General features: G+C 40.2%; 11 protein-coding genes. 3 read left to right on the forward strand and 8 right to left on the reverse strand.

Annotated features, from left to right (window positions below):
• Nucleotides 1–174: 174 nt before the first annotated feature.
• The 8 genes from L0951_RS04405 to dnaB all read right to left on the reverse strand — a co-directional run bounded on the left by L0951_RS04405 (nucleotide 175) and on the right by dnaB (nucleotide 10,902).
• On the reverse strand, nucleotides 175–1,167 hold the full coding sequence (locus L0951_RS04405) for an aspartate-semialdehyde dehydrogenase (protein ID WP_234109766.1): 993 nt from the start codon (nucleotides 1,165–1,167) through the stop codon (nucleotides 175–177).
• Between the two features lie 57 nt (nucleotides 1,168–1,224).
• Entirely contained in the window at nucleotides 1,225–1,662 is a 438-nt protein-coding gene (locus L0951_RS04410; RefSeq protein ID WP_234109768.1) for a hypothetical protein, read from the reverse strand.
• Nucleotides 1,663–1,747: 85 nt separating this feature from the next.
• Nucleotides 1,748–5,104, reverse strand: coding sequence for a TonB-dependent receptor (locus tag L0951_RS04415; RefSeq protein ID WP_234109769.1), 3,357 nt, complete (start codon nucleotides 5,102–5,104; stop codon nucleotides 1,748–1,750).
• 215 nt (nucleotides 5,105–5,319) lie between these two features.
• Nucleotides 5,320–6,180: a carboxylating nicotinate-nucleotide diphosphorylase gene (gene nadC, locus L0951_RS04420; protein WP_234109771.1), complete on the reverse strand. Its 861-nt coding sequence runs from the start codon at nucleotides 6,178–6,180 to the stop codon at nucleotides 5,320–5,322.
• Nucleotides 6,181–6,204: 24 nt separating this feature from the next.
• The gene (gene nadB, locus L0951_RS04425) at nucleotides 6,205–7,800 is read right to left on the reverse strand and encodes an L-aspartate oxidase (protein ID WP_234109773.1); all 1,596 of its coding nucleotides are present in this window, start codon (nucleotides 7,798–7,800) and stop codon (nucleotides 6,205–6,207) included.
• A gap of 75 nt (nucleotides 7,801–7,875) precedes the next feature.
• Nucleotides 7,876–8,505 carry an NAD(P)H-dependent oxidoreductase gene (locus L0951_RS04430; RefSeq protein ID WP_234109774.1) on the reverse strand — a complete coding sequence of 210 codons (630 nt, stop codon included), beginning with the start codon at nucleotides 8,503–8,505 and terminating at the stop codon, nucleotides 7,876–7,878.
• A gap of 255 nt (nucleotides 8,506–8,760) precedes the next feature.
• Entirely contained in the window at nucleotides 8,761–9,243 is a 483-nt protein-coding gene (gene rnhA, locus L0951_RS04435; RefSeq protein ID WP_234109775.1) for a ribonuclease HI, read from the reverse strand.
• Nucleotides 9,244–9,312: 69 nt separating this feature from the next.
• Nucleotides 9,313–10,902 (reverse strand): replicative DNA helicase, encoded by a 1,590-nt coding sequence (gene dnaB, locus L0951_RS04440; RefSeq protein ID WP_234109777.1) that lies wholly within the window; start codon nucleotides 10,900–10,902, stop codon nucleotides 9,313–9,315.
• Nucleotides 10,903–11,358: 456 nt separating this feature from the next.
• Between dnaB and L0951_RS04445 the strand changes: the two genes are divergently transcribed.
• The 3 genes from L0951_RS04445 (at nucleotide 11,359) to L0951_RS04455 (ending at nucleotide 15,054) form a co-directional block, all read left to right on the forward strand.
• The gene (locus L0951_RS04445; RefSeq protein ID WP_234109779.1) at nucleotides 11,359–11,970 is read left to right on the forward strand and encodes a hypothetical protein; all 612 of its coding nucleotides are present in this window, start codon (nucleotides 11,359–11,361) and stop codon (nucleotides 11,968–11,970) included.
• A gap of 77 nt (nucleotides 11,971–12,047) precedes the next feature.
• Nucleotides 12,048–14,438 (forward strand): hypothetical protein, encoded by a 2,391-nt coding sequence (locus tag L0951_RS04450; RefSeq protein WP_234109780.1) that lies wholly within the window; start codon nucleotides 12,048–12,050, stop codon nucleotides 14,436–14,438.
• A 73-nt stretch (nucleotides 14,439–14,511) separates the two neighbouring features.
• Nucleotides 14,512–15,054 (forward strand): hypothetical protein, encoded by a 543-nt coding sequence (locus tag L0951_RS04455; protein ID WP_234109782.1) that lies wholly within the window; start codon nucleotides 14,512–14,514, stop codon nucleotides 15,052–15,054.
• The last annotated feature ends 735 nt before the right edge of the window (nucleotides 15,055–15,789 follow it).

Consider the following 15,789-nt stretch of genomic DNA (forward strand, 5'->3'; position numbering starts at 1 on the left):
TTTTGCGTTCCCTTTCTTGGACTTTTCTTTTTTTGAGTGATTTCCGTACTCTTTCCATACTCTCGATTTTTGCATAAGGACTTCACTTCTCCATTTGAAGCAGATAAGTTTCTAAGCTATTTTTTTTCAATGGCGGTCATCACAATATTTTTAACCAAAAACATGAAATAATTTCTAAATCAATTGATGATCAACTAAATACTCCGCGATCTGCACCGCATTCGTTGCAGCTCCTTTTCTTAAATTATCGGCCACAATCCAGAGATTCATGGTTTTCGGCTGGGATAAATCTCTTCGGATTCTTCCTACGAAAACTTCATCTTTTCCTTCTGAATAAAGCGGCATCGGGTAGATTTTGTTTTTCACATCGTCCAGTACCACGACTCCCGGAGTTTCTGAAAGGATCTTTCGAACTTCATCCAAATTGAAATCGTTTTCAAACTCAATGTTTACACTTTCGGAATGGCCTCCCTGAACCGGAACACGAACTGCGGTTGCCGTTAAGTTGAAGCTGTCATCATTCATGATTTTCTTCGGCTCTTTCATCAGTTTAAGTTCTTCTTTTGTGTAATCATCATCCGCAAAAACATCACATTGTGGAAGTGCATTTTTGAAGATTTCGTATGGATACACTTTTGCAACTTCATCATTTCCCGCAATTTCTGCATTTAATTGGTCAACCGCATTTTTTCCGGTACCTGTCACAGATTGGTAAGTGGAAACAATCACCCTCTTCAAGTTATATTTTTGGTTCAAAGGATGAAGTACCATGACCAGCTGAATTGTGGAGCAGTTTGGGTTTGCAATGATTTTGTCGTCTTTGGAAAGTTCCTTTGCGTTGATTTCCGGCACGACCAGTTTTTTGTCCGGATCCATTCTCCATGCGGAAGAATTGTCGATCACGGTGGTTCCGGCTGCTGCAAATTTTGGCGCATATTCTTTGGAAGTATCTCCTCCCGCAGAAAATAATGCGATTTCCGGCTTTTGATCAATAGCGGTCTGCATCGAAACAATTTCGAATTCTTTACCTTTAAAAGTGATTCTCTTGCCAACTGATTTTTCAGAAGCGACCGGAATAAGGTCGGTTACCGGGAAGTTTCTTTCTTCCAGAACTTTCAACATAATTTGGCCCACCATTCCGGTAGCGCCAACAACTGCTACTTTCATTTTTTTTGTATGAGTTTAGGTCTGTCTACCGACAGGAATTCTTAATGTCTGCGGTGTTTATCCACCAAAAAGCCTTTTCCACTGGAATGCCCATAGCATGAATGCGATTGCGATGAACGCCAATACTGCCCAAGACATTTTCATCTTGTCGTTTGTTTTGAATTTCTTGTTCACGATCGTCAGCAAAATTGCCGCGATGATCATTGCGGTGGGGTGTTCCACATAGGTATTTCTTGCCACTGCATCTTTCATTAACGTTCCGGTTTCTCTGGCTTCTTTGAAACCTGGCGAGAAAAAGAACAGCATGATCAAACCGATCAAAGCTTGAGTGTGAAAGGAGATCATCGTGAAAAGGCTTGATTTTCTCAAAAATTTGGTGATTTTTCCGGAGTAACCAAACATCGTGAAAAGAAGTGCGATTACATAGATAATCGTTAAAAGTAAGATCAGATAAGCAAATCCACGGTGTGCATTAAGCATTACATTGAAATTCATTTTTAATATTTTTAATGATTAGGTGCAAAGATAGAAAAATCCCGACGATTGCCGGGATCTTAAATAGTGTTATGAATAGACTTTCTTAAAAAGAATATTTGAAGCCAAGCATTGCTGACCAGGTAGTAGCAGAGGTGCTTACAGGTCTGGTAGGCGCCGCGATCAATCCGCTACCGTCTCTCATCATGGTGAATGATGGATCTGCTGAGAGACTTCCCGCTCTTGCCAGGATCGCTGCACCATAAGAACTCACAGAAGTTTCTCTTACTCCCCAATTGGAATTCAATAGGTTTCCAAAATTCAAGATGTCTAATGAAATCTGTACTTTGTCTCCCTTGCTTACCATGTCTTTGAAAAGGTTTTGAGCTAATCTTACATCAAAACGGTTCAGCCAAGGAAGCAAGAACTCATTTCTTGGAAGGATTTGTCCTCTGTATTTTTCAAGTCCATTATCAGCGATGAACCGATCAAAAGCATCACGTTGTTGCTGTGCGGTGAACAATACAGTTACGTTTGTTCCAGAGCCTGTGGTGATGTCTGAGAATTTCATATTGTTGGAATCCAGAGGGATATACATAAGGTCATTAGCAATTCCGTCACCATTGACGTCATTGGAATAGTAGTAGGAATATCTACCTTGATTAGCTCCATTATAGTAAACCCCGAAAGTGGTTCCTGTTTTCTTAAGTTCATAAGTGAAATTCGCTACAATTCTGTGAGGCACTGAATAATCAGAAATGCTCAGGAAGTCCTGGTTTGGAGAATCGATTGTTGGTGATCCGCCCCAAGCTGAAGTTGCACTGGAACCGGCATTTGCAGATACTTCTTTAGACTCGGAGAAGGTGTAGAATACTGATCCTGAAAGTCCGTTCCAAGGTCTTACCGATGCACCGAAAGTTGCAGAAAATGCATGTCCTTTGGTATCTGTATTGGTCAATACCGTTGCGCTGTTTGCTCCAATCGCAGGATTATAGGTATAAGACGCAGCATCTGGATAATAAACCCGGTCTGCATAAACCATTTGTTTTGTTGATTGTTTTCTGTTTGCCCCGAATTGGAATACTGCATTTACATCTTTTGTATAAAGGATGTCTGTGCTCAGTGTAATAGGGCTTTGCGGAATTCGGTAGTCGATTCCAAAACTTGATCTCCATACTGAAGGCATCTTGAAGGTATCATCCACCAAAGCAAAAGAAGATGGAACTCCTCCTGATGGCGAAGTGATAAATGGAGTCACCTGTTGCCCACCTTGGGTGTAGTAAACAGGGTTATTGACATAGTAATAGATGTCTTCCGGATGGAATCTGATTTGTCCTATCCATGGTGCCACTGCTGCATAACTTCCCGGTTCAATGGTGTTCTGAAGAACTCCGGCGTTGGTAGGCATATTGGTTAACCACACAAATGGAACTCTACCTGTGAAAATACCGGTTCCACCCCTTAAAGTTAAAGATCTGTCACCCATCACATCATAATTGAATCCAAATCTTGGTGAAAGCATTACTTTGGATTTTGGCCATTTCCCAGAAGAGTAGTTTTTAGGATTGCCATTTACATCCAATAATGTCAAATTATCGATGGACGGGTTTGCAGTAAGATCATTGAGGTACATTGGCAATTCTGCACGAAGCCCCAAAGTGAAATTCAATTTGTCATTCAAAGCAAATCTATCCTGTACGTATGCCGAGCCAAGTCCGAAGTTGATTCTTGCGTAAGTATCCTGTCCTGCGTAAGGGTAAGTGAGACCAAACATGATTGGTGCCACTTCAGCGGCAGTTCCCGTTTTCAGGAAATCGGCAACAGATGCATACCGATAGTAACCGGTTCCCATTCTGGTGTAGGAGTTACCGAATTTTTGCAATTCAAAAGCAACGCCACCGGTAAAGGTGTGTCTTCCTGCATTATAGGTCAAGTTATTGGTGAACGAAAAATTATTATTCACCACATCATTCAGATAAGAGAATAGCTCCGTACCGAAACTTATGTAGTTTGATCCGTTTGCGGATCCGTCCCAAATATCAACAAATGGGAAAAGTCTGTCTGAAGGAGTGGTTCTCTTGTCTTGAATTTTTGAGTAAGTAAACAAGAATTTATTTGAGAGATTAGAGGTAAATGCTGAGTTCAATTCAGCGGTAATGGAAGAAACGGTATTATTGAAACCGTAATTACCATTTTCAAAGGTCATAGATTTGTCACTTACCCGGTTTGACGAGGATCTGGGAGAGGGTCCTGAGTTTCCGTTTGCCAGTGCATCAGATTTGGCATCAAGCATATTGTAACGAACCGCTAATTTGTGTTTGTCACTGATATTCCAGTCGATTCTAGCCAAGATTTTGTCACCGGTTTGTATTGCCTCATTTGCATAGCCTTGATAGCGGCCAGGATCGTAGCCCCAAACTGTTCTCAAGTGGTCTTGAACCGCGATCAGATCCGATTCTTTAACTCTGGTGATATTATTGGCAACGTCTGAAACTCCATTTTGAGAGGCTTTCCAAAGATTAGCTCCCGATGCATTTGCTCCAGTTGCGATTTCGCGTTCCCCACTAACGAAGAAGAACAATTTATTCTTGATGATGGGACCACCAACTGTCAAACCATTAGTCATTTTTGCTCCAACGCGCTGGCTTTTGTCTTTTACGATTTCTTCACCGTTGACTTTCCAGCCATTAAGGTCTTTACCATTGTAATACCCATAAAGAGATCCATGGAAAGTGTTGGTTCCGGATTTAGTCACCGCATTAATTCCCGCACCGGTAAAACCGGACTGTGTCACATCAAATGGTGCGATGTTAACGGAAATTTCTTGGATGGCGTCCAGAGCAATCGGTTGTGCATTCCCGCCCGGAAGTGGGTTGCTGCTTAATCCAAATCCGTTGTTGAAGTTGGCTCCGTCAATCTGTAAGTTGTTATATCTTGCATCTCTACCGGCAAATGAGTTGCCGTTTGCCTGCGGAGTAAGTCGCGTAAATTCTGTGATACTTCTGTTAGCTTGCGGTAAATCCTGAATCTGTTTGAGTCCCACATTGGTTGCAGCACCCGTTTTGTTGATGTTTCTGCTGGAAGCACCGGTAATCACCACTTCCTGGATTTGAGTGGTTTTTTCATTAACTACTGGATTTAACACAAAAGGTTGTCCCAGTTCTAAATAGACATCTTCATAAACAACAGGCTTTTCTCCCGGTTGAGTCACTTCAACTTTGTAAGGTCCACCCACTCGCATGTTTGCCAAGTTGTAATTTCCGGAAGCGTTTGCTTTTGCCGAGTAAACGGTTCCAGAAGGTAAGTGGGTTGCAGTAACTGTAGCGCCAGAAGTTGCTTTGCCATCGGTCTGTGTTACAATACCGGTCATGTTACTCGTAGTAACCTGAGCATGCACCGCACCAAAACCAGTGAAGGCCAAAGCGGCAATCAGTACCCGTTTCTTAATTGGATTTAAATTCATTTTGACTATGATTTAAGATTAATTTAATTCGCTGCGAAATTAATCTTATTAAATCAAAGCAATATTAACATTATGTTAATATTTAAAAGTTTGTTGAAAAAAAGAAATAAAACACTGAATGTCAATAGAAAACAGATGGGTTGTATCTCTGACGCAATAAAAATATCTTTAAAAATTTATCAATAAGCGTCCCGACATCTTATGTAATTCATAATCTATTTTACCGCTTTGAGACTCAGATCGATGTTTTCAGCCGAATGAGTCAGTGCACCCGCCGAAATAAAATCAACTCCTGTACTTGCCACATCTTTCAGCATTTCTCTGGTAATTCCACCTGATGCTTCACTTTCAGCTTTTCCATTAATGAGCGATACTGCTTTTTTCATGGTCGGAACATCCATATTATCCAGCATAATTCGGTCAGCACCAGATTTGATGGCTTCTTCCACTTCAGCCAGATTTCTGGTTTCGACTTCTATTTTTAAAGGTTTCTTTTGTGTTTTTACATAATCTTTTGCCATTTTTACAGCTTTGGTGATGCTTCCGACATAATCGATATGGTTGTCTTTTAACATGATCATGTCGAAAAGGCCATATCTGTGGTTGGTTCCGCCGCCAATTGCAACTGCCCATTTTTCACATATCCGGAAGTTCGGGGTTGTTTTTCTGGTGTCCAGTAATTTTGTTTTGGTCCCTAAAAGCCTGGAATCCCACTCGAAAGTCATCGTGGCAATTCCGCTCATGCGCTGCATACAGTTCAGAACCAGTCTTTCAGTCGAAAGAATCGAACGAGCGCTTCCTTCCACGTAAAATGCGATATCACCCGCTTTCGCTTTCTCGCCATCTTTGATGAGGATATCCACTTTCAGGTTTTTGTCAAACTGTTTGAAGATGATTTCCGCCAGTTCAACTCCTGCCAAAATGCAGTCTTCTTTAACCAAAAGTTTTGCCTTCTGCTCCAGGTCTTTCGGTATGGTGGAAAGTGTGGAATGATCGCCGTCCTTGATGTCTTCTTCCAGTGCGGATTGGATGAATTCTTTTAATGCTTTATCGGTTACGTAAGATGGGCGTTTCATTATTTTTTTAAATTAGTTTGAATATTATTCGTTGATCGTCAGTGGTTTACTCGCCAAATCCTTATTGTAAAAACTTCCTTTATTCTCCTTCATTAGCAATGATTGTTTAATGATCAGATAGGACACATTCACCAGGTTTCTGAGTTCCGAAAGTTGTGGCGAGAGAATAGAGTAGTTGTACAATTCAGTCACGGCTTCGTAAATTTCGCGCTGTTTCTTTTTGGCAAGTTCCAACCGGGAATTGCTTCGAACAATCGCTACCAAATCGCTCATCATTTCCTGGAGTTGTCTTCTTAAATAAGAAACCATCACCATTTCGTCCATCATTTTCATTCCCTCCTCGTTCCATTCGGGAACTGCTTTTAAGTCATCAAAATTAAAGTCGTTGACTTTTAGGAGTTCCACCGTTTTCATTGCGGCATTGTGACCAAAAACCAGACCTTCCAGCAGAGAATTTGAAGCCAATCGGTTCGCTCCGTGAAGTCCGGAATTCGTGCATTCTCCCACCGCAAAAAGGTTTTTGATGGAACTCTGACCATCCATATCCACTTCTATTCCGCCCATTAAATAATGACAGGCGGGAACCACCGGAATCATCTCTGTAAAGGGATCAATTCCTTCATCCAGACATTTTTGGTAAATATTGGGAAAATGCTCCACAAATTTTTCATGATCCATTTCCTTGCAATCTAATCCAACGTATTCGTCTCCGCTGATTTTCAATTCGTTATCGATGGCTCTTGCTACAATGTCCCGGGATGCTAATTCTTCGCGCTCATCATATTTATGCATGAATTTTCCACCATTTTTCAGGCGGAGTTTTGCGCCGTCCCCGCGAACTGCTTCCGAGATCAGGAACAACATTCCGTCACGTTTCGAGAAAAGTGCGGTAGGGTGAAACTGGTAATACTGCATATTCGAAACCTTTCCACGTGCTCGGTGTACGAAAGCAATTCCGTCACCGGTTGCAATAATTGGATTGGTAGTGTTTTTATAGACGTGACCTGCTCCTCCGGTTGCAACCAAAGTGATTTTTGCGGTAATTTTTTTTATTTTCTTGTTTTTTTCGTCCAGAATATAGGCACCGTAACAATCAATTTTCTCCATATCGAAAATCTTGCCCGGAACATGGTGCTGCGTTATCAAATCGATAACGTAATGATGTGCCATCATCTTAATATTCGGTGATTTTTTTATCGTGGCTAAAAGGGCTCTTTCGATTTCTGCGCCGGTGATATCTTTGTGGTGAACGATTCGGTTTTCGGTGTGGCCGCCTTCTCTTCCGAGCATCAAATGGCCATCCTTTTCGTCAAATTTCGTTCCCCATTCCACAAGTTCGCGAAATCTTGCGGGTCCTTCTTTAATCACCATTTCCACTACTTCTAGCTTGTTTTCGCCATCGCCGGCTCTCATCGTATCATCGATATGTTTCTGGAAATTATCCTTGTCGAAATCGGTGACCACAGCGAGTCCGCCTTGAGCGTATTTGGTGTTGCTTTCGTCTTCATCGGCTTTGGTGACGATGATGATTTTGGCATCCGGCATTTTCTCTGAAACTTTAATAGCATAAGAAAGTCCGGAAATTCCGGAGCCGATTACGAGTACGTCTGCTTTTATCATTGAGTTGCGAGTTGCGGGATTCGAGTTACGAGTTGCGGGATTCGGGATTTGTGGCTGATTTCATTAATCAACATTTTAAATATACTTAAAAAGCTTATCGCCTGGTTTGCGCACTTTTTTCATTTTCTGGAATGGGTCATCTTCTGCACGATAACCTAAAGCCAAAGTCACACTCACTTTTTCTTTTTCATGGTCCAATCCTAAAGTCTCCACAATTACTTCCTGGCGGAATCCTTCCATGGGTGATGAATCCACATTTTCCAAAGCTGCCGCAAACATGAGATTTCCCAACACAATATAGGCTTGTTTTTCATTCCAGTGCAGCAGGTTTTCTTTTTCAATATTGTCCCGGAAACTCATGATGCTGTTTCGGAACCCTTCCAAAGTCTGCATGGTCACGTTTCTCACGTCACTGATATGGCGAAAATAACCGTCAATATACTGTTCTTCAAGGTTGCGTTTTGCGGCAATCACAATCAGGTGCGAACAAGTGGTAATCTGCGAAGGATTATAAAACGCATCCTGGAGTCGCTTTAACACCTCTGGATTCTCCACCACATAAATTTTATAAGGTTGCAGACCAAGCGAACTTGCAGAAAGTCGCCCAGCTTCCAAGATTTTTTCCAAAATTTCAGGCGCTACTTTCTTATCGATATCGAATTTTTTCACGGAATAGCGCCTTTCTAAGGCATCAATGTAATTCATCTAACAAAGATAACGATTTTGGTGGTTCGGAGGAAGAGTGGTTGTGAAGTTTAGTGATTGAGCAGGGAGTAGCTGAGTTTTTGAGGAATGAATTTTCTTCGGAGTGAATTTTCTTCGGAGTGAATTTTCTTCGGAGTGAATTTTCTTCGGAGTGAATTTTAAATTTTTCTAAATCTAATTGCGCTAATCAATTCACTTGTGTAGCCAAATTGACAGCGCAGCCAATTGACTTGCTCAGCAAAATTCCCACGAAGCCTAAAACAATCCTCCATCTCTCTGCTGCTCGAAAAACAAGTCGGTTTCCAAGTTGTTGGCTTGAGCCGCTTTTACCGCCAATTGGTCGCAGATTTCGTTTTCTGGATGTCCGGCATGACCTTTTACCCAATGAAAAGTGGGATTATGAAGTTTAAGCAAAGGAATAATTCTTTGCCACAAATCCGGATTTTTCACATTCTTAAAGCCTTTGCGGATCCAGCCATAAATCCACTTTTGGTTGATGGCGTCAGAAACATATTTGCTGTCGGTAAAAATATGGATGTCGTTGTCTGAAGATTTCAGTTTTTCGAGTGCGACGATGACCGCCAGAAGTTCCATGCGGTTGTTGGTGGTCAAACGGAATCCTTTTGAATATTGTTTCTCGTAATTTTTTTCGGGAACTTTCATCACGATTCCGTAACCGCCTTTTCCGGGGTTTCCGCTGCACGCTCCGTCGGTGAAGATTTCGATTTTTAAACTCAATGTAACAATGGGTAAAGGTAATAATGTAGCAATCTGATTGGCGGATTGCTAAGTTGTCATATGGGTAGATTAATAGGCAAAATCATCATCGTCATCCAAATCATTCATCGAAGAGCCGGAAAGATTCTGGTTGTCATTCGCGCCGAAAGCTGCACCCGGATCGATGGTTGTTCTGATTCGGTCAAAACCGCTTGGTTCTTCCTGCTGACCAAAGTTTGAAGGTTGATAACCATATCCGCTTCCAAACAAATCGAGGTCTGCAAATTTTGCAATATTTTTGTAGAAAGACATCCTCACATCTGCTGTAGCACCATTTCTGTGTTTTGCAATAATGAGTTCCGCCTGATTTTCGGTAGAAGTTTCTGCGCCGTCTTCATCGTTGTCCCAAGTGGTAATTTTATAATATTCCGGACGGAAGATAAATGACACAATATCCGCATCCTGCTCAATCGCACCGGATTCACGGAGGTCGGAAAGCTGAGGTCTTTTCCCCGGTCTGGTTTCCACGCTTCGTGACAACTGCGAAAGTGCGATCACCGGAACATTTAATTCTTTAGCGATGGCCTTTAAAGATCGGGAGATCATCGCGATTTCCTGTTCGCGGTTTCCTGCGCCGCCTTTTCCGGAATTTGCGGTCATCAACTGAAGGTAATCCACCATGATGATTTTCACGCCATGCTGCATCACGAGTCTTCGGCATTTCGCACGGAAATCGAATACAGATAGTGAAGGCGTTTCGTCGATAAATAAGGGTGCATTTTCCAGTTCGGAAACGTTGGAGAAAAGCCGTTGCCACTCTTCATCAGACATTTGCCCTTTTCTTAATTTTTCGGAGGAAATTCCGGTTTCGGAAGCAATCATTCTGGTGATTAACTGTACCGAAGCCATTTCCAGAGAAAACAAAGCCAATGGAATTTTATGTTGAACTGCGATATTTCTGGCCATTGACAAAAGAAAAGCTGTTTTACCCATCGCCGGACGAGCCGCAATGATGATGAGGTCAGAATTTTGCCAACCGCCGGTTTCTTTATCAATGTCTCGAAAACCTGATGGAATCCCGGAGAGTCCTTCTTTATCCTTTAAGGATTTAATGGTTTCGATGGCCTGTTTTACCAAAGTATTTGCCGTGTCGAAACCTTTTTTGATGGTTCCGTTGGTGATTTCGAAGAAACTTTGTTCGGCTTTATCCAAAAGCTCGAAAACGTCGGTAGATTCTTTGTAGGAACTGTCGATGACGTTTGCGGAAACATTGATCAAACTCCTTAGAATAAATTTTTCCAAAATCACTCGAACATGATACTCAATGTGCGCACTGGAAGAAACCCCCATCGTCAAATCGATGATATAGTGATCACCACCGGCAAAACCCAGTCTTTCGGTTTTTTTCAGCTCCTGAATCACAGTCATTAAATCCACGGGGTGGTTTCCTTCAAACAGTTTCAGGATCGCGCGGAAAATTTCCTGGTGTCTTGGATCATAGAAAACTTCCGGCGTCAATAAATCGATGGAATAATCGAGTCCTTTCTTGTCAATCAAAAAAGTTCCGATGACCAGTTTTTCGAAATCTACCGCATTTGGCGGTAGTTTGCCATCTGAAATAGAGAGTTCTTTAGCAAAATTTCCGTGGATTAAAGATGATAGTGTTTCCTTCTGAGTCATGTGACAAAGTTATAAATTTTACTATATTTTAAGATTTTATTAACTAACAAAAAATGAAATATTAATGTTAAAACGTTGGTTGTCATTGAATTGTTATGTTGGTAAGTCATTTTGGGTCTGCTTGATTAGGAAATTGTTTTTAAGGCAGCTAGAATATTTTTTATTTAGGGTCATTTCTGATTATTTTTGAAATTGCATTAATAATATAGAGTGATCTGTAATTGTGATATTAAAACTTATATTTAATAATAATTAACTTGCAATATGCATTATAACTTATCTTGCTGTGTTTTTTAAACAATGTGTGCATTCTCAAATTTTTAGGGTGTTTTAACCCATTATGTGTAATACACCGTTTATGGCTGGTCTTTACTTGTGATGTATTTTCTATTTTGTCGTATCTTTGTAAAAGGATAATTCACTGAGGATTGTTCTGAAAAAACACAAAAACACAGCTTGAAAGAAAAATTATTCTTTAGAGCAACATTATCAATATCTGAGAACACTGAATTTTGTTCTATCTTTTCTTTATTGATGATGTTGCCTCTTCTGGGCATGCCTCTATTTTTTAATGCAACCGCATTAAAAATTAATATCCCGCAGCAAAGTCAGGAAGGGATTATTTACATTGTTGAAAATGCATTTATCTATGGCATAGAAGAATCAACGAATGCAAAGGTTGTAAAGATAGAAGCTGCTTCGAAAAGTAGTACCTGTAAAAAAGTATCAGAGTCAAAAATCAGAAAACAGACTACGATCGCTAAGAAGGTTACAAAAACTGATCATACAGATCCTCCTAAATTAGCCAAGCCGAAGTTTTTATTTAAAAACGGCAGATCAAATGAAAGTCTTGATTCCTGTATTTTACCAAACAACCGAAATTCGGTAATCACTCCTGTTTTTATTTCACTGCATATTGTTCTGTCTCAAGATGCAGAACTTTATGTCCCTGTATTTGTTTATTTAATGAACTTCTATACGGTGTATTTTGCTAAAACAGCAGCGCTTTCGCAGTTCTTATTTTCTAGACCACCTCCATTTTCTTTAGAAAGAATACTTTTTTCTTAAAATGAAATCATATATGAGGAGCTGATTTTTGCATAACTCTTATATATAAAAACACAAACACAACAAACACAAATATCATGAAAAAAAAATTTTATTCATGGCATGAGCCTATACATATGTTTCGCATATTGATGGTTTCTGTCACTATCTTTTGTAGTAATTTACTATTTGCTGATGGATCAAAAGATCTTTACCCGAGTGGTGTCGCAGGAGTGCGTGCCTGCCTTCGAGCAAGCACAGCGCCTACTGTTAACTGGCCTTTTCCTAATAACGGAGTTCATTATGTTTACGCCCAAGTTGGCGAAAGAATCACTTTGGCATCCAGTGCGCAAAATACTGGAGGCACTGCGAAGATTAGATTGTATTCACCAGGCGGAACATTGGTTGTAGATAATACTTCTAATGGAGTGATAAGTAATCGCACCGCAGAATTAGCAGGTCCGCAACTATTTGGCGGATCAGTTGCTGGAAGATATACCCCAATATATTATCTGGTTCCCGCAAATGGTGCGGGTATTTACCGGATAGAATTTTGGGCAAGAGGAACAGCGGATCCTCAAACTACTTTTAATGCAAACGATAACTGGACGCAAAGCACGAATGATGCTGGTATCATGGCATGGGATGTTTCCGTTATCAATTCAGCCAATAATGCCTTTATTCCGGGGCGTGTGTATGCTAATGTTTTGAATTTTAGTAACGGAACGGGGCAGGTTAATTCTAATGGTTTTTTCGGAAAGATATATACGCTTACTAAAGATGGCTACACTTATCGGGTGAGTAACAATGGTAATAACGGGATTTATTTTACTTTTTTTGTAAATAATAATGGCTTTTTGAATTCAGCTACACAGTTGCCCATTTATAAAAGTTTGAACGGATCAACTGACACGTTTTTAAGTGGTAAAGTACAAAACCCGAATAATGCAGATACCAATCAGAATATTACTCATAAAATGTTCTATACGTTGCCTAGTAGTGATTTGCCAACTTCATCATCGGGAGCGGTTCCGGGTTCAACCACATGGTTGAAAAATGCTGTGGTAACACCGCATGTTACCAATGTTTCGTTAGTCGGGGTTGAAGGAACTCCCGGACAGGTAAGTAATAAAGGGGGATATATAAGATTTAATGCAGATGTGCAGGGAAATTACACGATTACCATTCAAAGTACTCCTGCAAATCCGAGTTTTGTTTCCCGTACACTCACTGGGGCTTCTATTGCCGGAGCAAACCAGATTTATTGGGATAGCAAAGATGGAAGTGGGAATGCTTCTCCTGTAGGTACATATCCTTTAAGTATTACAGTCAAACTACAAGGCGCAGAGGTTCATTTTCCTTATATCGATATGGAATACAATAGGTTTGGAACCATCGTGGAACTATTAAATTATAACAATTTATCAGGGCCAGCTGTTTCCAATATTGTTTATTGGAATGATTCTGATATCACTAATGCAACTTCAAACGGTTCTAAACCCAATCCCATAAATAACAGTCACTTGCCACCTGCAAATAGCACCGGAATCAATAGTACTATCAATGGTCATATATGGGGAGTTGGTGGAACGGGTACTTCGGGACAATTTGGTGATGAAAAAGCAATAGATACCTGGACTTTTATTAAAGCAGAAGAAGTCACTGTTAGTACAAGTGTTACAGTTAAAAGTGCAGATTTAATGGTGAGTTCTATTGTGTCCGATAAGACCAATGCCATGGAAGGGGATCAGGTTGCATATACCATTGCAGTAAAAAATGGCGGACTAAGTGATGTTGCAGGTGCAAAATTCACCTTCAAAATTCCGAACGGTTTATCACCGCAAAATGTAGCCTTCAACTCAAACTCCTGTGGAAGCGAAAGTGTGGCAATGAGTTATGACAATTCAACCCATACTTATTCTTCAAATCTTAATCTTCCTAATGGCTGTGAAATTAATTATGTCATTTCTTTAATAGTGAATAATTTGGTAGCGGCGGGAAATCAGCTTGTGGAGGCTGCAATTCTCCGTACCAATGATGTCACGGATCCGGATGCTACCAATCCTAATATTACCATTCTACCAACTGATGCGCAATCCGAATGTACCAACAATGGCCTTGGTGGATCTTGTAATAATATTAAGACCAATAACCTTTTAGTAGTTACTCTTGCGTGTTATAATGATTCCAATACCGCAATTGCCGGTCTTCCTACAAAACATGGGATTACTTTATTAAAAAGAGCAGGAAGTACAGCTGCTGATTGGCCAATAAACAGACAATCTGCATATACGGTCTTAGAATCCAATACAAAGGGGTTTGTAATTACAAGAATGACCTCTGATCCTGCGCAAACGGCGGCGATAAATCATTTGAATAGAATCACCAATCCGCAAGAAGGAATGATGGTTTATGATACATTCAGCAAATGTCTTAAGATTTATGCTGATGGTATTTGGAGTTGTTTCTCCACTGTAGCCTGCCCGTAAAATGAATAACAGGGAAAAGACTTTTTTTAAACTTTCCAAAAACATGAATTTGAAATTTAATTTTATAAAAAACATGAAAAATTTAATAATAACAATAGCAATGGTGTTATCAGGCACCTTATTTTCTCAGGTAATTATTGGTGACAATGTAGGAACAGCAAGCAATAAGACATCAGTATTGCTGGAGTTTGCCAATACCAATAATAAAGGAATTATTTTGCCTTATGTTCGCACTTTGGCAAGCGGCCCGACTCAGGGATCAATTGTGCTGGATGCGACAGATCCAATAAATGCTCGAGTGAAGTATTATAACGGCAGTTGGGTGGACCTCAGTGGACAGGGGGCAAATGTTACCTCGGTGCTGACAAGCCAACCCACTGCTGCTGCTGTCGTGGAAACGGCAGATGCCAAAGTAATTATCGGGGCGAATACTTCCACGGTGACCGACGGTGTTTTGGTTTTGGAATCCACTACAAAAGCAATGATGCTACCGCAGGTTTCTGATGTGAACAATATTCCTAGTCCCTCGCCGGGAATGATCGTATATGTCAATAAAGTAGGTGCCAAAAGACTTGCCGTATTTAATGGCGAAAAATGGTCTTTTTGGAAGCCTTAAAAGCGAACATTCAACGAATGAAATCACGAAACCTTGCAGGTTAAATGCATTAAAAACATTAAAATAAAATCAAAAACCGACTTTTTTTCTTTATAAAAAATATTGATTTTAAACATATCGCATTTTTTTCCAGGATTTGCTTTGCAGATGTTTTTCTGTTCATCATACATGTGAACATATAGCTTGACTTTGCGAAAAGCATTATAGACATGGTATTGGAAAGAAAAAATCACACCCGCTTGAGAATATTATGTTCATCACAGTTAAAGGTATGTGTTTTGGGCAATTGAGAATATTCGGAAAATCAAATGAAATTACTACTATTCAAATGTTATTGGAGCTTCTGGATCTAAAAGTTGTCCACTTGAAAATTAATACAATGGACTTCCAAAGTGGAATTGTGATCAAGTTGTTGGAAGAGATGCTATCTGTTTTTTCGCTATATAGAGTTAGAAAAATATTTAGATTGAAAATAAAACCCAAAATTAAACAAGATGCTACTATGACAGTGAAGTGATAATTCCGAAGAAATATTTGCAAAAGTGGGAGAAATCATTAGAAGATTAGGGAACAACTTTATTGAGGTTTGGATGTCATCTCGGGGAAGAAAAAAGCCGAAAGCAGGATCATCTTGTAGTTGAAAAATGTCGCTATAATTTGCATGTGAACTTAAAGCCTCTACCAGAAAGACAAGGACAAAATATAAGAAGATCAGCTTAAAAAGAGAGCGTAAGA

The organism is Chryseobacterium sp. R2A-55, from assembly GCF_021401085.1.
Lineage (GTDB): Bacteria > Bacteroidota > Bacteroidia > Flavobacteriales > Weeksellaceae > Kaistella.